The 19,199-nt window shown below is 59.5% G+C and carries 19 protein-coding genes; 17 read left to right on the top strand and 2 right to left on the bottom strand.

Annotation, left to right across the window (positions count from 1 at the left end):
* The first annotated feature begins 15 nt into the window (after positions 1 to 15).
* Genes NKJ08_RS29225 through NKJ08_RS29175 form a run of 11 tightly spaced genes read left to right on the top strand, consistent with a single transcriptional unit; the run spans position 16 to position 9,788 of the window.
* Positions 16 to 429 carry a CopG family transcriptional regulator gene (locus NKJ08_RS29225; protein ID WP_352458763.1) on the top strand — a complete coding sequence of 138 codons (414 nt, stop codon included), beginning with the start codon at positions 16 to 18 and terminating at the stop codon, positions 427 to 429.
* Positions 426 to 1,394: a P-type conjugative transfer ATPase TrbB gene (gene trbB, locus NKJ08_RS29220; protein WP_352784622.1), complete on the top strand. Its 969-nt coding sequence runs from the start codon at positions 426 to 428 to the stop codon at positions 1,392 to 1,394. Before NKJ08_RS29225 ends, trbB begins: the two co-directional genes overlap by 4 nt.
* An 11-nt stretch (positions 1,395 to 1,405) precedes the next feature.
* On the top strand, positions 1,406 to 1,714 hold the full coding sequence (locus tag NKJ08_RS29215; protein WP_352772403.1) for a TrbC/VirB2 family type IV secretion system protein: 309 nt from the start codon (positions 1,406 to 1,408) through the stop codon (positions 1,712 to 1,714).
* Positions 1,714 to 1,986, top strand: coding sequence for a VirB3 family type IV secretion system protein (locus tag NKJ08_RS29210; protein ID WP_023680309.1), 273 nt, complete (start codon positions 1,714 to 1,716; stop codon positions 1,984 to 1,986). Before NKJ08_RS29215 ends, NKJ08_RS29210 begins: the two co-directional genes overlap by 1 nt.
* A complete protein-coding gene (gene trbE, locus NKJ08_RS29205) occupies positions 1,980 to 4,430 on the top strand; it encodes a conjugal transfer protein TrbE (RefSeq protein WP_352784619.1) in 2,451 nt (816 codons plus the stop codon). Before NKJ08_RS29210 ends, trbE begins: the two co-directional genes overlap by 7 nt.
* Positions 4,427 to 5,152: a P-type conjugative transfer protein TrbJ gene (gene trbJ, locus NKJ08_RS29200; protein WP_352784617.1), complete on the top strand. Its 726-nt coding sequence runs from the start codon at positions 4,427 to 4,429 to the stop codon at positions 5,150 to 5,152. The genes trbE and trbJ overlap by 4 nt, the downstream gene beginning before the upstream one ends.
* Before the next feature lie 36 nt (positions 5,153 to 5,188).
* Entirely contained in the window at positions 5,189 to 6,511 is a 1,323-nt protein-coding gene (gene trbL, locus NKJ08_RS29195; RefSeq protein ID WP_352772409.1) for a P-type conjugative transfer protein TrbL, read from the top strand.
* Entirely contained in the window at positions 6,512 to 7,243 is a 732-nt protein-coding gene (trbF, locus tag NKJ08_RS29190) for a conjugal transfer protein TrbF (protein WP_352772411.1), read from the top strand. It begins immediately after the preceding gene.
* Positions 7,233 to 8,261: a P-type conjugative transfer protein TrbG gene (gene trbG, locus NKJ08_RS29185; RefSeq protein WP_352784613.1), complete on the top strand. Its 1,029-nt coding sequence runs from the start codon at positions 7,233 to 7,235 to the stop codon at positions 8,259 to 8,261. The genes trbF and trbG overlap by 11 nt, the downstream gene beginning before the upstream one ends.
* Positions 8,262 to 8,271: 10 nt before the next feature.
* Positions 8,272 to 9,489 carry a TraB/TrbI/VirB10 family type IV secretion system protein gene (locus NKJ08_RS29180; protein ID WP_352784610.1) on the top strand — a complete coding sequence of 406 codons (1,218 nt, stop codon included), beginning with the start codon at positions 8,272 to 8,274 and terminating at the stop codon, positions 9,487 to 9,489.
* An 11-nt stretch (positions 9,490 to 9,500) separates the two neighbouring features.
* Complete coding sequence (locus NKJ08_RS29175; RefSeq protein ID WP_352772420.1) at positions 9,501 to 9,788, top strand: DUF2274 domain-containing protein; 288 nt, start codon at positions 9,501 to 9,503, stop codon at positions 9,786 to 9,788.
* 215 nt (positions 9,789 to 10,003) lie between these two features.
* Here NKJ08_RS29175 and NKJ08_RS29170 read toward each other — a convergent pair whose 3' ends face one another.
* On the bottom strand, positions 10,004 to 10,483 hold the full coding sequence (locus NKJ08_RS29170; RefSeq protein ID WP_352772423.1) for a hypothetical protein: 480 nt from the start codon (positions 10,481 to 10,483) through the stop codon (positions 10,004 to 10,006).
* A gap of 387 nt (positions 10,484 to 10,870) precedes the next feature.
* Between NKJ08_RS29170 and NKJ08_RS29165 the strand changes: the two genes are divergently transcribed.
* A complete protein-coding gene (locus tag NKJ08_RS29165) occupies positions 10,871 to 11,407 on the top strand; it encodes an ASCH domain-containing protein (protein ID WP_352772426.1) in 537 nt (178 codons plus the stop codon).
* Positions 11,404 to 12,897 carry a GNAT family N-acetyltransferase gene (locus NKJ08_RS29160; RefSeq protein ID WP_352772429.1) on the top strand — a complete coding sequence of 498 codons (1,494 nt, stop codon included), beginning with the start codon at positions 11,404 to 11,406 and terminating at the stop codon, positions 12,895 to 12,897. The genes NKJ08_RS29165 and NKJ08_RS29160 overlap by 4 nt, the downstream gene beginning before the upstream one ends.
* Here the strand turns inward: NKJ08_RS29160 and NKJ08_RS29155 are convergent.
* Positions 12,894 to 13,277 (bottom strand): ASCH domain-containing protein, encoded by a 384-nt coding sequence (locus NKJ08_RS29155; protein WP_352784604.1) that lies wholly within the window; start codon positions 13,275 to 13,277, stop codon positions 12,894 to 12,896. The two genes, NKJ08_RS29160 and NKJ08_RS29155, sit on opposite strands and share 4 nt — an antisense overlap.
* Positions 13,278 to 13,548: 271 nt before the next feature.
* Here NKJ08_RS29155 and NKJ08_RS29150 point away from each other — a divergent pair, with 271 nt between their 5' ends.
* The 4 genes from NKJ08_RS29150 to NKJ08_RS29135 all read left to right on the top strand — a co-directional run bounded on the left by NKJ08_RS29150 (position 13,549) and on the right by NKJ08_RS29135 (position 18,587).
* A complete protein-coding gene (locus NKJ08_RS29150; protein ID WP_352772431.1) occupies positions 13,549 to 14,091 on the top strand; it encodes an ATP-binding protein in 543 nt (180 codons plus the stop codon).
* 157 nt (positions 14,092 to 14,248) lie between these two features.
* Positions 14,249 to 15,589, top strand: a complete 1,341-nt coding sequence (locus NKJ08_RS29145; RefSeq protein ID WP_352772433.1) for a DUF4365 domain-containing protein — start codon at positions 14,249 to 14,251, stop codon at positions 15,587 to 15,589.
* Positions 15,586 to 17,043 (top strand): argonaute/piwi family protein, encoded by a 1,458-nt coding sequence (locus NKJ08_RS29140; protein ID WP_352784600.1) that lies wholly within the window; start codon positions 15,586 to 15,588, stop codon positions 17,041 to 17,043. The genes NKJ08_RS29145 and NKJ08_RS29140 overlap by 4 nt, the downstream gene beginning before the upstream one ends.
* 800 nt (positions 17,044 to 17,843) lie before the next feature.
* Positions 17,844 to 18,587, top strand: coding sequence for a hypothetical protein (locus tag NKJ08_RS29135; protein WP_352784597.1), 744 nt, complete (start codon positions 17,844 to 17,846; stop codon positions 18,585 to 18,587).
* The last annotated feature ends 612 nt before the right edge of the window (positions 18,588 to 19,199 follow it).

The raw sequence follows: 19,199 nt of genomic DNA, 5'->3' as shown, positions 1-19,199 counted from the left end.
GAGGGAACAAGCAGCATGAAGCCCCACCGCATTCGTCACCAGTTTTTGCTTGGACCCGAGTTGAGCGAGAAGCTGGAGAACCTCAGCCGCAATCCATCGACCACCAAATCGGCCATTGTGGCGCACGCGGTCGAGGCCTTTATCGAGCGGCGTGGGGAAAATGAACTCGACCACCGCTACGGCAAGAGACTCGACCGTCTTTCCCGTGACCTCGGACATGTCAGGCGCGATGTCGAGATGATCCTGGAGAGCCTGGCGCTCTTCATCCGCTTTTCGATCACGCTTCATGCTCACACGCCGGTGCCGGACAAGGCGACGCAAGCGATTGCCCAGGAGCGCTTCGAGAAGTTCGTCGAACAAGTCGGCCGCCAAATCGCTTCCGGGAAACGGTCACTTGGCACCGACGATCGCAGGGGAGGGGAAGGATGAGTTCTCATCCGGAAGCCGACCATCGCCGCCGCGCCATGCTGCGCACCGCCATGGGTCCGGCGATCACCGAAGCCCTTGCCGATCCGACCGTCATCGAGGTGATGGTCAATCCCGACGGTGCGCTGCGGCTCGACCGGTTGGGTGAAGGCCGGGTCGACATCGGCGTGCACATGCATCCTTCTGAGGCCGAACGCATCATCCGCCTGGTCGCCTCCCACGTGCGCGCCGAGGCGCATGGGGACAATCCGATTGTCAGCGCCGAATTGCCATCGGGCGAGCGCTTCGAGGGTCTGCTGCCGCCTGTCGTGCTGGGGCCATGCTTCGCCATCCGAAAGCCTGCGGCGAAACTCTACACGTTGGCCGACTATGTCGCCGACCGGGTCATGCTGCCGCTGCAGGCCGATGCGCTGAAGAAGGCGGTCCGCGAGCGGCGCAACATCCTGGTCGCCGGCGGCACGTCGTCGGGCAAGACAACACTTGCCAATGCGCTGCTGGCACAAGCCGCCGATTGCGACGAGCGGGTGATCCTGATCGAGGACACGCGCGAACTGCAATGCGCGGCGAAGGATTGCGTTGCCTTGAGGACGAGGCGGGGGTCGGTCACGCTCGCCGATCTCGTGCGCTCGACCCTGCGGCTCAGACCCGACCGCATCATCGTGGGCGAAGTCAGGGGCGCGGAAGCCCTGGACATGCTGAAGGCATGGAACACCGGGCATCCCGGCGGCATCGCGACGGTTCACGCCAATTCGGCGCGCTCCGCTCTCTACCGTATCGAGCAGCTCGCCCAGGAAGCCGTCGTCACCGTTCCCCGCCGCCTCATCGCTGATGCGGTAGATCTGATCGTCTTCATCGCTGGGCGCGGATCCTCGCGCCGCATTGACGCGATCGCTGAGGTCACCGGTCTCGACAGCAGCGGTGATTACGCCGTCACCCCGCTCACGCTTCCGCAACTCCAGCAGTTTTGAAAGGTCACCTCATGCTCAAGAAGCTTCGCTTCCTTTCGTCCACCGCGCTCACGTTTCTTCTCACCGTCCCGGCCCACGCAGCGGGCTCCGGCATGCCTTGGGAACAGCCGCTGCAGCAGATCCTTGAGTCGGTCCAGGGACCGGTCGCCAAGATCGTCGCGGTGATCATCATCATCACCACCGGCCTGACCCTTGCTTTCGGCGACACGGCAGGCGGTTTTCGCCGGCTGATCCAGATTGTCTTCGGCCTGTCGATCGCCTTCGCGGCATCGAGCTTCTTTCTCTCCTTCTTCTCCTTCGGCGGCGGGGCACTCGTCTGATGGCCACCGGAGAGCAGCATATCGAGGGTTTCGAAGTCCCCGTTCACAGGGCATTGACTGAGCCGATCCTGCTGGGCGGCGCGCCGCGAGCGGTGGCGATCCTCAACGGCACGGTGGCCGCGGCAATAGGCCTTGGCCTGCAGCAGTGGATCGCCGGACTGGCGCTCTGGATCGCCGGCCACACCCTCGCGGTCTTTGCCGCTCGCCGCGATCCGGACTTCGCCAGCGTGCTTGTCCGTCATCTTCGCCTGAAGGGGTGGCTTGCATGCTGAACCTTTCGGAGTATCGCGGCAAAGCCGATCGGCTTGCCGATCATCTGCCCTGGGCCGCTTTGGTCGCGCCCGGCATTGTGCTCAATAAAGACAGTAGCTTCCAGCGAACCTTCCGGTTCCGTGGCCCCGACCTTGAAAGCGCGACCGAAGCCGAGTTGGTCGGCATCTGCGCACGAGCTAACAATGCGCTACGAAGGTTGGGCTCCGGATGGGGGTTGTTTTTCGAGGCCGAGCGCGTTGAAGCGCTGGGCTATCCGAGCTCGGCTTTTCCCGATGCTGCCTCATGGCTGGTCGATAAGGAACGGCGCGCGGCCTTCGAGGGCAAGGTCGCGCACTTCGAGAGTCGCTATCATCTGACCTTGGTCTTCATGCCGGCGCCAGATGGCCAGGCGCGGGCGGAAAGCGCACTGATCGACTCGCATCACTCGGGAGGGGCTAGAGACTGGCGCCAGGAGCTGGCGTGGTTTCGCGACGAGACCGACCGCGTCCTGGATTTGCTGTCCGGCTTCATGCCGGAAGTGCGCGCCCTCGATGATGCCGAGACGCTAACCTATCTGCACGGCACAATCGCGACCTACCGCCATCCGGTCGCCATGCCGGAAACGCCAATGTATCTCGACGGTGTTCTGGTTGACGCGCCGCTTACCGGCGGCCTGGAGCCGATGCTGGGTGAGCAGCATCTGTGCACCCTCACCGTTCTTGGTTTCCCGAACGTCACCCGGCCAGGGATCCTCGACGCGCTCAACCATCAGGATTTCGCCTACCGCTGGATGACGCGCTTCATCCCGCTCGACAAGACGGAAGCCACAAAGACACTGACCCGGTTGCGCCGTCAGTGGTTTGCCAAGCGCAAATCGGTCGCAGCTATCCTGCGCGAGGTCGTGACCAACGAACCCGTCCCTCTCGTCGATAGTGACGCCGACAACAAGGCGCTCGATGCGGATGACGCCCTTCAGGCATTGGGCGGCGATCACGTCGGCTTCGGCTATCTCACCACAACGGTGACGGTATGGGACCAGGACCGGCAGGCCGCCGCGGAAAAGCTCCGAGCGGTTGAGCGCATAGTCAATGGGCTCGGCTTCACCACGATCCGTGAAAGCATCAACGCGGTCGAGGCGTGGCTCGGCTCGTTGCCCGGTCATGTCTACGCTAACGTTCGCCAGCCGCTCGTTCACACGCTGAATCTTGCCCATGTCATGCCGCTGTCGTCGGCGTGGGCCGGTCCGGTGGACAACGAGCATCTCGCCAACGTGACTGGGACCGAATCCCCGCCGCTTCTCTTCGCAGAGACCAACGGGTCGACACCGTTTCGGGTTTCCACCCACGTCGGCGATGTCGGCCACATGCTGGTCGTTGGGCCGACCGGTGCCGGCAAGTCGGTTCTGCTCGCGCTAGTCGCTCTGCAGTTTCGACGCTATGCCGGGGCGCAGGTCTATGTCTTCGACAAGGGCAATTCGGCTCGTGCGGCAACACTGGCCATGGGCGGAGAACACCACGCGCTGGGCGCGGATGGTGCGCTTGCCTTCCAGCCACTGAGCAATATCGGCGACCAGGCTACTCGCAGCTGGGCGGCGGAATGGATCGCCGGCCTCGTTGCCCATGAGAATGTCACCGTTACGCCGGAGGTAAAGGAGGCGATCTGGTCGGCACTCATCAGCCTTGCCACTGCGCCGGTGCGGGAACGCACGCTGACGGGCCTGTCGGTTCTGCTTCAGTCCAATGGGCTCAAGGCCGCGTTGATGCCCTACACGCTCGACGGTCCCTTCGGCCGGCTGCTCGATGCCGATGAAGATCGGCTGGCTTTGTCGGATGTGCAGTGTTTCGAGACCGAAGAGCTGATGCACAGCCAAGGCGCTGTGCTCCCGGTGCTCACCTATCTGTTCCATCGTCTCGAGGAGCGGTTCGACGGACGGCCGACGCTGCTGATGCTCGACGAGGCGTGGGTCTATCTCGACAACCCTCTCTTTGCCGCCCGCATCCGCGAATGGCTGAAGGTGCTGCGAAAGAAGAACGTCTCCGTCATTTTCGCCACGCAGTCACTTGCAGACATCGCTGCCTCGTCGATCGCGCCGGCAATCATCGAGAGCTGCCCACAGCGCATTTTTCTTCCCAATGACCGTGCCGTGGAACCGCAGGTGCGGGCAGCCTATGAGTGCTTCGGCCTGAACGAGCGGCAAATCGAATTGGTCGCCCGTGCCACACCGAAGCGCCAGTATTATCTGCAGTCGCGCCGCGGCAACCGCCTCTTCGAGCTCGGGCTCGGCCCGATCGCTCTTGCGCTCTGCGGCGCCTCTGATCCGGCCACGCAAGCTTTGATCGACAGCGTCCTGTCAGAGCACGGGCAGGACAGCTTTGCCTCCCGGTTCCTGAGTGCGCGCGGCCTCGATTGGGCTGCCGAGCTTCTCCAGCAATTCCCTCAACCAGACAAGGAGCAATCGTCATGATGCGGCGCCGCCTTCTCACCAGCCTGATCACCGTTTCCCTAATCGCAAAACCGATGGCCGACTACGTCCAGCCGGCCCACGCCCTGATCGTGTTCGATCCGTCGAATTATGCGCAGAACGTGCTGACAGCGGCACGTTCTCTGGAGCAGATAAACAACCAGATCCAGTCGCTTCAGAACCAGGCGACGATGCTGCAGAACATGGCGCGGAATCTTCAGCGCTTGGATTTTTCTTCCGTCGGCCAGCTCACAGGTTCGCTCCAACGGATCGACGGCCTGATGACCCAGGCCAGCGGCCTGAGCTTCGATCTCGACAAGCTTCAGAACCAGTGGCGTGTGCAATATCCGGAAAGCTACGACGCCACAATCAAGGTCAGCGATGTGGCGAGCGCCGCGCGCGAGCGCTGGCAAAACGCCATGCAGGCGTTCCGCCAAACCATGAGCGCGCAGTCGCAGATCGTGGAGAACGTGCGGGCCGACGGCGACCTGCTTACCGATCTCGTCAACCGCGGTCAGGGCGCGGCAGGTGCCCTTGAGGCAAGCCAGGCCACCAATCAGCTGATCGCGCTTTCGACCAAGCAGCAGATTCAGATCCAGACGCTGCTCGCGACCCTGTTCCGGGCTGAAGCCGAAGATGCTGCCCGCAAGGCGCAGTCCGAGGAAGCCGCCCGCGAGACGACGAAGCGTTTCCTGGGCACCGGAACGGCCTATCCCGGCAACTGATCAGCAGTTCTTCAAGACAACGAGGAAGGCGGCGACATGAACGACCTCGGCGTCATTGATCGCTTCATGGAGACTTTTACCCGCTATATTGATAGCGGGTTCGGTCTGCTTTCGGGCGACGTCGCCTTTCTCACCACCATCCTGATCGGCATCGACATCACGCTGGCAGGCCTGGTCTGGGCGTTCGGCGGCGAGCCCAATGTTCTTGGCCGGCTTGTCCGAAAAGTGCTCTATGTCGGCGCCTTCGCCTTCATCCTGAACAATTTTAAGAACCTCGCCGACATCATCTACCATTCCTTTGCCGGGCTCGGCATCAACGCATCGGCCGGCAATCTGTCCGCCGACAGTCTCCTGCGGCCAGGCCGCATTGCCGCGGCCGGCTTCGAGGGCGCCTGGCCGCTGCTCAATCAAGCGAGCCAGCTAGTCGGCTTCCCCGAGATCTTTGGCAACGCGCTGACCATCTTCGTGCTGCTTCTCGCCTGGTTTCTGGTCCTCATCGCCTTCTTCATTCTTTCAATTCAGCTCTTCATCACTATCCTGGAGTTCAAACTCACCACATTGGCCGGTTTTGTTCTGGTGCCCTTCGCGCTCTGGAACCGCTCGGCGTTTCTGGCCGAGCGCGTGCTCGGCAATGTGATCTCGTCGGGCATTAAGGTGATGGTGCTTGCTGTCATCGTCGGCATCGGCTCCACGCTCTTCGGCGAGTTCGCTTCCGCGCTGCAAGGCAAGGAGCCGGACTTGGCCGCGGCCATGTCACAGGTACTGGGCGCGTTGGCGCTGCTTGGGCTCGGCATTTTCGGGCCGGGAATTGCCTCGGGTCTTGTTTCCGGCGCGCCGCAGCTTGGCGCGGGAGCCGCACTCGGAACCACCGCGGCGGCCGCCGGATCAACGCTCGTTGCCGGAGGTGCGGCGCTTGCCGGCGCGCGCATGGCAACCGGCGGCGGTCTCGCCGCCGTTCGAGCCGGCACGGCCATGGGATCGGCTGCTTCCACAGCTTGGCAGATGGGGCGTGCAACATCGCCCGAGTCCGGCCTCTCCGGCGTAGCTGCTGGACTGCAGGGCGTTGCCGGCGCAACTGGCGGCGCCGCGATGCGGGGAATGCGATCTGCAAAAGAACCATTCCGGCGCAGCGCCGATGCCGGCCGCGATGCCGCCTGGACCGCGACGGGCGGCACGCCCACCGTATCAATGATCGGAAACCCTGCCGCGTCAGGTGCCAATGCCGCGCCGGCGTGGGCGAGGCGCTTGCGTTCCGAACAGACCGCGCGCGCCCATCGCCACGCCGCCACGCAGGCCGTCCGCGATGGCGATCGGGGTGGAAGCGGCGCCAACCCCTCTCTCAACGATAAGGAAGACTAGATGCTCTTCAAGCGACCTGTTCAGCGTTACGGGAAGACGCCCCACCCCGTCACACCATACCAGAAGGCCGCCCAACTTTGGGACGAGCGCATCGGCACTGCGCGCGTGCAGGCAAGGAACTGGCGCCTGATGGCCTTTGGCTGCCTCGCTCTGGCCACCGGGCTCTCTGGTGGACTCTTGTGGCAGTCGATGCAGGGCCGCGTCGTGCCCTATCTCGTCGAGGTTGATCGTTTCGGCGAGGCGCGCGCCGTCGCTCCAGCAATCCGGGACTACGAGCCCACCGATGCCCAGATCGCCTGGCATCTCGGCCGCTTCATCCAGAATGTCCGCTCTGTTTCCACCGATGCGGTGCTGGTGCGGCAGAATTGGCTCTCGGCCTACGACTTCGCCACCGACCGTGGAGCCCTCTTTCTCAACGAGTACGCTAAGGCCAACGACCCGTTCGGCAAGATCGGCACGCGCAGCGTCTCGGTGCAGGTGACGAGCGTGGTCCGAGCGTCCGACAGCTCCTATCAAGTCAAATGGACCGAGCAGGTCTTTGAGCGCGGCAGCCTCGCCAGCACAACGCGTTGGACCGGGATCCTCACCATTGTGATCCGGCCGCCGAACAATGCCGATCAGCTGCGCAAAAACCCGCTCGGCGTCTTCATCAACGCCATCGACTGGTCGCGCGAGCTCGACAGTGCCGCGCAAACTTCCGTTCCCCCAAAGGAGCCCGCCAATGATAAATAGACTCTCGTCGCTCCGCACTGCGCTGATCCTGTCTGCGTCGGCTGCGGTCATTTCCGCCTGTGCCTCGAAGCCGGTGCCGCCACCTCAGATTTCCTATGATGCTGCCAAATTCCAACCGGCGGCAATCGAAAAGGCGCCGGAGAAGCCCGTCAAAGTCGTGGAAGTGCCGAAACCGCTACCGCTGCCCGGCCAGTTGCAGCCCGAGCCGGGCAAGGCTGCTGAAGACAGGCGCTCGCCTGAAGAACGTGTCGCCGATGCCAACAAGGCGGCCACGCAGCAACCCACCAAATATGGCTATGTGAATGCGGTGCAGGTTTACCCGTTTACCGAAGGCGCGCTCTACCAGCTCTATGCCGCACCGGAGCGCGTCAGCGATATCGCTCTGCAGTCAGGCGAGAAACTCCAATCCGTGTCGGCCGGCGATACAGTGCGCTGGGTAATTGGCGACACCGTCAGTGGCTCCGGCGATGACCAGCGCACCCATGTGCTGGTGAAGCCCTTCGCGCCAGGACTTGCCACCAATCTGGTGATCACCACGGACCGGCGAAGCTATCACCTACAGCTTCAAAGCACGGATAAGACCGCCATGGCGGCCATCTCCTGGACTTACAGCGAGGACCAGATCATCGCGCTACGCCGGCGCAATGCGCAGGCCGACGCCACTATGCCAGTGGCGTCGAATGTGGCTCTCGAAAATATTCGCTTCCGCTATTCGATTACCGGCGACATGCCGCCCTGGAGGCCGACGCGCGCGTTCGATGATGGCAGCAAGGTCTACATCGAGTTCCCGCGCCGCATCGATCAGGGCGAGGCCCCACCGCTCTTCATCGTCGGTGCTGACGGGGACAACCAGCTCGTCAACTACCGCATACGGGGCAACTATTACATCGTCGATCGCCTCTTCGCCGCAGCCGAACTGCGCCTCGGCGCCAAGCAGCAGCAGGTGGTGCGCATCACGAGGACCGACGGCAGGCAAGCGCCGAGGCGGATATTGCTCTTTTCGCGTTCCAGCAGGTGAGGGACGGCCCATGACGGATACTTCCCGCTCCGATGCTCCACCGAAACTCGATCCAGAACAGCTGCAGCTGCGGGCCTCGCCTCGCCGCGCTGTGCGCTTCAAGCGCGGCATTATTGTCGCCATTGCTGCTGTTGGTTCCGGGACCGTTCTAGGCGTCGCCATGATGGCGCTGCAGGGACCGGCGCTGCGCATCAAAGAGCAGGCTGAAGAGCTTTACAACACTGAGCGGAAGCCAACCGCGGAGGCAATTGAAAGGCTGCCTAAGGACTATTCCGGGATCAAGCCCAAGCCTCCGGAACTTGGACCCCCGCTGCCCGGCGACCTCGGCCGCCCCATCCTTGAGCATCAACGCCAACTGGGCATAGCGCCGGGCCAGGAGGTTTCGGCGGAGGAGCAGCGCCTTGCACAGCAGGCGATGGAGGCGCGCGAATCGCAAGTCTTCTTTCGGATCGAAAATCGACCCCGGCAAGCGGATGCCGCCGCCAACGGGCAGGGCGGGCGCCCACCCTTTCATGGAACGGCTCCGCAATCCGATGCCGCACGCGATTCAGCTTCCGTTGCACCGGCCGAGGGCGACCAAAACAATCAACAGCGCAAGCTCGATTTTGTCAGCCAGCGGAACACAAGTGGAATCTACAATCTGCATGCACTGCAGACGCCGGTTTCGCCGTATCAGCTGATGGCCGGCAGCGTCATCGCAGCGAGCCTGATCACTGGCATCAATTCCGATTTGCCCGGCCTCGTCGTCGCACAGGTCACCGAGAATGTGCACGACACAGTCACCGGCAGTACCTTGCTCATTCCGCAAGGCTCTCGCCTGATTGGCACCTATGACAGCGTTGTTGCCTTTGGACAAAGGCGCGCGCTGCTGGTCTGGCAACGGATACTGCTGCCCGACGGCTCTTCGATCGAAATTGACAATCTGCCGGCAACAGACACTGCCGGCTATGCGGGGCTTGAGGACATGGTGGATTTCCATACCTGGCAGCTGATCAAAGGCGTTGCGCTGGCCACGTTGCTAGGGGTCGGCACGGAGCTGAGCCTCGGGGAAGAGGAAAGCGACCTGGTCAAAGCAATCCGCGAATCCGCTCAGCAGAACGTCAGTCAAGCTGGCCAGCGCATCACCGAGAAGAACCTCAATATCCAACCCACCATCACTGTCCGGCCCGGTTGGCCACTGCGCGTCATCGTGCACAAGGATCTTGTGCTGCGGCCGTACCCGAATTGACTGGAGTCATCATGACCAATCTGAAACTCGGCAAACTTCCGGATCGGACACCTTCGAAGATCACCATAAGCGTAAGTGCAGACCTGAACCAAGCACTGCAGGACTATGCGGCGCTTTATCGTCAGACCTATGGCGAGTCCGAATCGGTAGCGGAACTGATCCCGTTCATGTTGGCGGAGTTCCTGGACAGCGATCGAGCGTTTGCCAAGGCCAGAAAGGAAGGACTCCCTGTCGTCGACACCAGAGAAATCGCGACGGCAGCCAATTTCAGGGTCCGAATAAGTGACAGCGACCAGTGAGTCCGAGGGGGCACCTTTCTAGGCGGGCAAATGCATTGAAGCAATTTGCCGGCGACAAGCCGAAACATAGGGCACGATAGACGAGCTGATCTGCCCCGAACCAGTGCCGGCTCTGCGCCTCATCCCGGTCATTTGCACTATCGAGGTCATCTACCGAAAGCGGACATTTTTCGGCCGACTTCACCGATCGCATTTCTGGAAAGAGTTCCGGAGCTCTAGCTAAAAATGGGCGTGTCCCAGTCGGTCTCGGAAAAAACCTGTGTCGCAATGAAGTCCATCAATGCGAGACCGGCAGGCAAAAATTGAGCCGTACGTTCATAAGTGAATGGCGCGGCCTTCTGTTTCTTGTTGCCGTGGGCGACGTTGTTCCGTAGCTGCGCATAACTTCGAGACAAGAGCCAATCCCAGGAATCGATTGGTTCATTGTCGCTGTCCCAATCGATGCGGTCGTTCTCCTTGATCACCAGATACTGTGGCGCGGTTTGTGCAAAAATCTCGAACCCTGATTTGGAAAAATCGAAGGACTTGAAAGGAAACTTTGCCTCAACGCGCTGTGCGAGCTTTGTCCAGTTGATGCCCGAAATCACGTTAAAGGTCCTCAGCGACTTGGTCAGAGCGAGTGCGATATCCCGATTGACTACGAAGAACTCGAACTTCGACGCTTTCAGCATGAACCTTGCAATTTCCTTCTCCATCGCCGCCTCCCTTTGCGCGAAAACATTCAGGCGTCATCACAAACCTGCCCCCTGGCGTCAGGCGCAGGCCCGATCCTGGTGGTAGAACGGATTGCACCGGTCCGGCAACCGGCTCAGTCCTGTGGCGCGACCCTTCCGGTCGTACCAATGAAGTCAACCCATATTGGATGTAGCTGCTGTGTGAGTTGTCCACTATGTCCGGAATACGAGGATGGATGCCTGGTCGAGCGAACTGGACCTTACGCTCGGTTCCTCGGCTGTGTTCGACATCCAACGTGCGTCGGACAGGCTCAGATATCGACCGTTATGAAGGTGCAGTGGGGGCGAGCGTGACGCTTGCTACGGCATTACGTGCGGGCTTGCGAACCGCAACACATTGGAAGCGAATTGGTCGCGACGCCGATTTTGGAGAGACAGCAGTTCACATTTTGGTTTGTACGCGATAATGCCGATCATGAGAAAAATTGCGATCGTCAAAGAATGAGCAATCTGGACCTGTTCCGCCACGACTTCGTTCTGAGTATCAAGCCAGAGTACGCTATCAAAATTGTAAGCGGTCAGAAGAAAGTCGAACTGAGGCGTCGATTTCCGTATGGGACGGTCACCGGCGCGGTCATGTACATTTATGCGTCGGCTCCGATCCAAGCAGTGATCGGGTACGCTACGATCTCTACCGTGGAAGAACTCCCGGTCGAGCGCATATGGGCAAACTATAGTGACGTGGCCTTCATTGCGCGTGATGACTTCGATGCGTACTATGCTGAGAGGACGTCCGGCTTCGTGATCAAGCTACAGGATCCGGTCGCCGTCCCGGAACCCGTCCCCCTATCCTTACTCAAGGATCGTCTCGGCTTTACGCCGCCACAGTCATTCGCTTATGCCGACGATGCCTTTCGTCAGCTGATCCGGGGTTCCGAGAGATGAAGCTGCTCATCGACACCAATGTCATCATCCAGCTCGAGGATTCGAAAGAGATTAAGGCTCAGTTCGCCGACCTGCAGCGCAAATGCCAGGAGCACGGAATATCCGTCTTCGTACATGAAGCTTCGTTGGAAGATATCGAACGCGATCCCGACAAGGATCGTAGGAAGATCACTCTTTCTAAGGTCAAGAAGTTCCGCCAGTTGAAGGGCGTTCACGTTCCTCCCGAGGAGGAACTGGCAAAGCTGTACGGCAAGCTGCCGAAGCCGAATGACGTTTGCGACGCGAAGATGCTGCACGCGGTCGCGGATGGTGTCGTGGAGCTGTTCGTTACGGAGGATGACGGCATTCATCGACGCGCGAAGGCCGCCGGTCTCAGCGAACAAGTTCTGACAGTCGCTGATGCGGTCGCGTGGCTTAAGCAGGCGTACGAACCGGATCAGGTTTTCCTGCCCTCCGTCGAATACGTCAAAGCGTACAATATCGACTTCAAGGATGAGATTTTTGACGATCTGGCCGCCGATTACGTCGGGTTCCGGGAGGTATGGGTGCCGAAGTGCAAGGAAGAGCACCGCGACTGCTGGGTGATCAAGAATGGCGGCAAGCTAGCCGCGATCGTCATTCGAAAAGACGAGACCCACGCCGAAGCCGGCACGCGTTACGCCGCTGCCAAGATTCTAAAGATCTGCACCTTCAAGGTGGCCCAGGGCTATAGGGGCCAAAAGCTCGGTGAGCAGTTGCTGAAGCAGGTCCTATGGCATTGCCAACGGAACGGCTACGACCTGACCTATGTCACCGCGTTTCCCAAGCAGGAGGCTCTAATCCGCCTGCTTGAAGAATACGGGTTCGAGAAAACCAAAACGCTCGCGAAACATGAGCTAGTCTACGAAAAGCCTATGGGAAGCGGGCCGTTGTCGGCCGGAACCGATAAGCTCAGGACCGTGAAGAAGAACTACCCACGGTTTTCGGACGACGCTTCTGTGGGCAAGTTCGTCGTGCCTATCCAGCCGGGATATCATCGGAAGTTGTTCCCTGAGGTGACCGCTCCGACGACCGGAAGCACCGGGGTGCCAGGCGGCAAACCTGGCAATACCATTAAGAAAGTCTACATCTGCCACGCCCCAACGAATGCATTGCAGCCTGGAGATCTGCTCTTCTTCTATATGACCAAGTCCCCGTCCTACGGCTCCCAATCAATGACGAGCGTGGGCATTGTGGAATCCGTCCGTTGGACCCTCGATGTGAACGAGGTACGAAAGTGGACTGCGAAACGATCCGTGTTTTCGGATACGGAACTCGCCCACTGGGTGGCGGGATCGCGTCCGCTTAAGGTCATCGACTTCCTGCTGATCGGGCACCTGGAGCCGACCGTGCCGTTGATCGACTTGCTCGGCTACGGCGTCCTGCCTTCGTGGCCGCAGTCGATAAACAAGATTCCCCAATCGGCTTACGCGAAGCTGAAAACGCTCCTGAAGCTGGGCTTCAAGTTTTAGACGGAAGCGGATTGCAGCACCACGTTCCAGGCCAAAGTCTTTCGCTTCGTCGCCGTTCGCTCGAGGGCGAACTCGTAAATGCAGACCGTGTCATCCGGCATTATGCGGCCGTAGAAGTGCTGCAGCGTACCGAGCAATTCCTCTAGGGAAGAAAATCCGTCGGAACGCGCATCAGCTTCGGTTAGGCCATTAAATGTGGAGTAACGCACGCTGAGGACACGAAGACGGGCAAGGCAACGATACTCGTCATGCGGCGCTTGCTCGGCAGCGGCGTAAAGTGGCAGCACAGGCCCAGCGGGGTACTCGACCCTATCGCGGTCGTATCGGATTGTCGTCGATTTCTGCTCAGACAGCACCTTGTCCGCGAGGCGTTCGGTCATGACGAAGCGCTCACGCGGGACGGAAGATCGTTCGGGAAACTCGTCCGCGAGCCTTGTCTTCAGACGCTCGAGAGCGGCGTCGTACAGCCCTGGGGGCGTAGGAAACACGAATTGCAATGGGCCACTCCTGACTTCTCCGGACTCTATGCGAACGCGAGAGAAATCGAAACGGTCCCACGCAAACTTCTCGTGGACAGCGTGTACAATGTAGCGGGCGATTTCGTCGCAGGGTCGTCTATGGGAGAGGCACAGGCTAGAGGAAGTTGGGTCGATGACGAGAGTCGCATTGGTGGTCGGCGTGTCCGGTGTTGGAAAATCGTACGTGATTGGACGATGTGCCGCAAATGCCGGCCTCATCCATGTTCAGGCAAGCGATGTCCTACGGCAAGCGAAAGCCGACCTGCTGGCTCGAACCGTAGACCGCGAAGAACTCAGAAAAGGTCAAGTTCTCGACAATCAGACGCTGCTAAGCGAAGCTTTCGGGAAGTTGCGCGCGAGGGAGAGCCGTCCCATCGTTTTCGACGCGCATAACATCATCGACACCGACGACGGCTATGTCGAAATCCCTCTGGAGGTCTTCCGACTGATCGATCCGTACGTTGTGATAGCTCTTTACGGCGATCCTGAAAGTATCCTCGGTCACAGGAGTCGGGACACGAGCAGGGTCCGCCCGGACAGGACTTTTGGCCAGATTGCCGAGTACCAAGCCCTGGTCATAGCGCTCGCCGAGAAGCATGCCCGGGATCTCGGCGTGCCGTTGCGTCTGGTAGGCGCGGGTGACGAGGAAGCTTTCGCTCGGGCGATTTTGGCTTAGAGGTCGATAGAGCTTGGACTTCCTTCGAGTGCCGTGGCACCTATCCGGTGACAACTCGTCGTGAAAATTGAAGCGCAGACCGCGCCGTCGTATTCCTAACCGAACGATTCTTGTCCCTATTCTCGATTCTGGGTCGCATACTCTCGTTGAGCGGAAGATGGCGAAGAAGATTGGGCGTACCGATATCATCGGCGAACGCGGCATCGCGTATATTCGCCAAGTCGTGTTGAACATGGGCTTCATGTTCTACGAGACTGGCGGCGTGGAAGCCGGAATCGATGGATTTATCGAACTACGCGATGAAACGACGGGAGCCGTCTCAAACCTGTTGCTGCAAGTTCAGGGAAAGGCAACCGAGCGCACGCGACTGCAGGCCGAAACCGACACCACGTTTGAGTTCCCCTTGGCAGAAGCAGACATCCAGTACTGGATGCATGGCACGGCTCCTGTTCTGCTGCTCGTCGTAAAGCTCGACGAAGGGAAGGCCTATTGGAAGTCGATCAAGGAATGGTTCAGTGACACCGAGAACTTGAAGTCGAGGAAGGTCGTCTTCGACAAGCGATCTGATTTTTTCTCTGTCGACGCGAAGGCCGCGATCGTGGCGGTAGCCACTTCGGCAAAGCCCGGGTCCACGGGACCTAGCGTGCGTCTCCACGAATCCCTGCTCGTCAATCTGTTGGAGATCGGTTTCGCGCCTAAGATCTACTGGGCCCCAACCGACCACCACACGGACAAATCTTTCGGAGCCGCCCTGAGGGAGCTGGACTCGAAAGCCTCTTCCGAGTGGATAGTCAGGAGCAATGCGGTCCTGTCATTCAACGACTTGGACAAGTGGCCCTGGAACAAAATTTGCGATGTGTCGGCGATGGAAGTCTTCGACACCTCCGAGTGGTCGGACAGCGACGACGTGGATCGGGTTCGTGATTTCGTTGCGCTGTTGAATAGGGCAATCGGGGATTTTGTGAGACCCGACCTTCGTCGCGATCGCGACAGCGGCATCCTGTATTTCGTGAAGCCGAGAAACCGAGGGAAGCTCAACTACGCCTACAGGAGCGTCCAGAACTTGACTACGCGTCGCGTTGTCAAAGGCTATGGTCGCCAGCGCGAGCATCCGGGGAAGCCTGCTTACTTTCGTCATTCGGGCTTCCGCCCGTATTTCGTCCGCTATGATCAGAAATGGTACGTCGAGGTTACGCCGACCTATCATTTCAGCAGGGATGGCCGGGAGCCCGATTTCAAGGCAGGCGAACATCTTAAGAAGATCAAAGAACTCGAGAACAACGCTGCTGTCATGGGCCAGTTTGTGATGTGGCAGGCGTTTCTGACTACCCACCGGACGGGAGACCTTCTCGGGGAGGCCTACCCACATCTCAGATTCGCGCCGTTGGAATCATTGGAACTCGACGTGGGTGTGCCGGATCAACTTTGGACCGCGCAAGAATCCAATCCTTCCTCGCCGCTGTTCGACTTCGACAAGATGCAGGAGGGCACGGAATGAGGCTTTCTCATCTGGCCGAGCCCGAACTGGAATTCGGAAGCGGGCTGCGGCATCCCGACATCCGCTTCGGGATCATGGACTACGGTCCCTTTGACGTGCACATCGATGGTGCGCCTAGACGCGTCAAGCTTGGAATAGTCGGGAGCGCGGACACCGTGGAAGGCACCGCCAGATGGATCGAGGCATGCTCTGACGGTTTCGAAGCAAAGCCCAGCCGCCAGGCAAACCTGTTCCCACGGTTCCCAGGTCTGCGGAACGATGAAACCTTTCGATGCGAATTCACCACATCGAGCGAGCTTCAGCGAATCCTTCCGACAAAGGAAATCGGCCGTCTGGTTGCGGTTCCGGGGCAAAGGGAGGTCACTCGCGAGGTGGTCAGCACGATCGTCGACGAAATCGCGGTCCTTGCTGAAAGGACCGCGCGACCCGATGTCGTTCTTATCGCGTTGCCTGTCGAGATAATCGAAAGGACCGTGAATGCACGTGAAGCCACAGGCGAGAACGAAGACGAGGTCGGGGAAGCGGAGCCAGGCAACGAACTAGATTTCCGCGGCATGCTCAAGGCAGCGTGCATGCGCCTGCGTATCCCTATTCAGTTGATGTGGCCGACCACGTTCGATCCGTCTTACCGCATACCTCGGAAACTGAAGGAGAACAGCGACCGGCGAACGCAGGATCCTGCCACCATCGCCTGGAACCTTGTCACTGCCATCTACTACAAAGCCGGTGGCCTTCCGTGGCGCCTCGCGAGGGATGCCCGAGAACTTAGAACATCTTTCGTCGGTCTGAGCTTCTACCGATCGGTGGAAGGCGAGCATATGCATACGAGCACCGCCCAGATGTTTGATGAGAGAGGGGAAGGTTTAATCCTTCGCGGCGGCCGCATGGTCGAAAGCGAAGAAGACCGTTCGCCCCATCTCACCGCCGAAGATGCCTATACGCTCCTGAGAGATTCCCTGAAGGTGTTTCGCGGTCAGCACGGCCACTACCCAGCCCGCGTGGTGCTGCATAAGACATCGCGTTTCGATTCGAACGAACTGGATGGTTTTCACAAGGCTATTGACGAGCGCGACATCGACTATGCTGATTTCGTCTGGATTCAGAAATCGATGACACGCCTTTATCGGCTCGGCGTCTATCCCCCATTGAGAGGCAGCCTTTTGCGCTTCAGCAAGGATCAGGCTCTCCTTTACACGCGCGGCAGCGTCGACTTCTTCCGCACATATCCCGGCATGTATGTGCCACGGCCGCTGATGCTGCGATGTCAGGTTCTCGGTCAGCCACTGCAGCATATCGCGCACGAAACCTTGGCTTTGACCAAGATGAATTGGAACAACACTCAGTTCGACAACGGAATGCCGATTACCATTGCTGCGGCAAGGCAGGTGGGCCAGGTGCTCAAATACCTCGGAGACGAGCAGGAGATCGCTCCAAGGTACAGCTTTTACATGTAAAGAATCGGATCTGATGCTGCGGAGCCAGCGTCCCTATGTCGACGAACAGAAGCGCGTCAAAACAAATGCCCACTCTTGGCCGCGCGAACGATAGGCAAATTATATGCCCGACCACGTGCTGAGACTGGTCACCGGCGAATGGCTGGTATCGGAATGCCTCGAATCCCGCAACGATAACGATGAGGTCGGTAGCCGAACGGCAGCTTGTCGGGCGCCCCGCGCAAATACCTGACCGTCCATACACGGCCCATAGGCTGCCGGGCGGCAATGCGCCTCATATCAGACGTAGAGCCAACCGCCTCGTGATCTCAAAGGCGGTCATTGGGCGGTCAGTTGAGGTGGCTGAGGCACCGGTTGCCCCGCCGCTACCGTCCGGGTAAGCTCTGGGTCTGAGATTTGACTGTCGGCCATTCATCTTGGCTTGTGCCAGAAGTCTCGCAAAGGTCTTTCCAGTCCTTTGTGCCAATGTCCTTCACGATTTATGATCTGGCGAGGGCGTTTTCGTTTGTATTAAAAAAACAGCTATCAAGTTTTTCGGTATTTTTAAAAAACAAGAGCGCAGGAAGGCTTGCTGTTGCCAATCCAAGTAGGGCCGTTAGCAGCTCAAACGCATGGGTTGCTAGATCAATCATAGGGATATTCTAGGCGGCTGGCCGGAATAACGCAAGACCATACCGCCAGACCATACCGCCTGCCGCGCGCACCGCTAGGTCTGAATGGCCTGAGTTTAGAAGCGTGATGCCAAATAACAGAGAGTTCACAGCTGACTAGAGTGCCGAGCTGGCTCTTGGGAAACTGTCATGATCATCGACCAGAAGCATCCCATCTCTTGGTCACTCGAGCGCGGCGCAGACGGCCGGAAAGTGATGAAGGACCCCGCACTCACAAAACCATTCCTCTATCATATGCTCGAATGGCGTTACGCCAAGCTGATTTTCGAAACTAACAAACTGCGGCTCTCGCTCGTCCGATGTTGGCAGGACCCCTATGAGCGGTGGTGGTGCGATGGTCTGTTCAATCGCCCCGGTCCCTTGTCGGGGTTTCAACCGTACGGCTCTTGTTGGACCACAGGTGCACATGACGAACCGCGTTGGCGAATGGCAGGCTTTGGTCCCGACAAGGAAACTCCTATTGTTCGAATCCGCTGTCGGGTGGACGCTATGGTGAACGCGGCAAAAGGCCTCCTCAAGAACAGCGCCGGCTCCGCTTTTCTAGGCCGCGTCCAATATCGTGGCGAGAGAACTCTTGTTCGTCTGGCGCAGTCGGTCGCAGAAGGATCGAAGAAAGAAGTTACCCGGGTGGCCGCGACCATGCTGTTGCACAAGCGGCGTGCCTTCAAGTTCGAAGACGAGGTGAGACTCCTTTGGCTGGACAAGCAGGCATTGAGAGAGGGTGTCTATATCGACATCGAGGCGAAGACGTTCATCGACCAAGTGATGATTACACCTCACGCAAGCCCCGTTGAAACGGCGAACATCAAACGGGAGATGAAGCCTTTTGGCGTACCTTGCCTCTCGTCTGGTGTGTTGAAGTCGCCGCGTTAGGCGCGGTCCCCGAATCCTTGTGCCTCACGCAGTTCGTCACCACCTTCAATTTGCGACGGTCGCTCGCGCAGGTCACTATGCCAAAGGCTCCGCGCCTGCGCCCGTCGCTTCACCCGCCCAGCAGGGCACAACCCACGCCGGAAACGAACTCAAAACTGGATAGAAACTGGGGGCAACGTCACAGTGACAGACTCGCTTGCAGAAAACGCTTGTACGCCTAATGCTACACCTGTCGTAAGACCAATCGCTGCGGCCGCAATCTCTGTGCCCAGGCACCACGGTAGGTCCACTGGCCATAGCTTGCCAGCTTTTGACTCATCACAGTCTGCATTTTACTCGCCCCCCCGACAGGGCGACATCACGCCTTGATCGCCTGGCAGCATACACTTAACGGTTTTGAAAGTCTTAGTTAAGGCGTCTTCTCTCTATTGACGCAATAACTTTTTCTGCCCTTCAGATATAGAATACCTCGTAGTTGTGTGCGTCAAGTTCTGCAAAATGGCGTGGCATTGCGGTGACGTCGGCGTGTCCGCCGCGCCGCCCCCGTGTTTTGCGGAGCGGCGGACACATGACGGTGCTCAGGCGGCCAAGGCCCTCAGGCTCTCCTTCTTG

The organism is Mesorhizobium sp. M0244, from assembly GCF_040321795.1.
GTDB lineage: Bacteria > Pseudomonadota > Alphaproteobacteria > Rhizobiales > Rhizobiaceae > Mesorhizobium.
The sequence above is the reverse complement of the archived record's forward strand: the minus strand, read 5'-3'. Positions and strand labels throughout refer to the sequence as shown.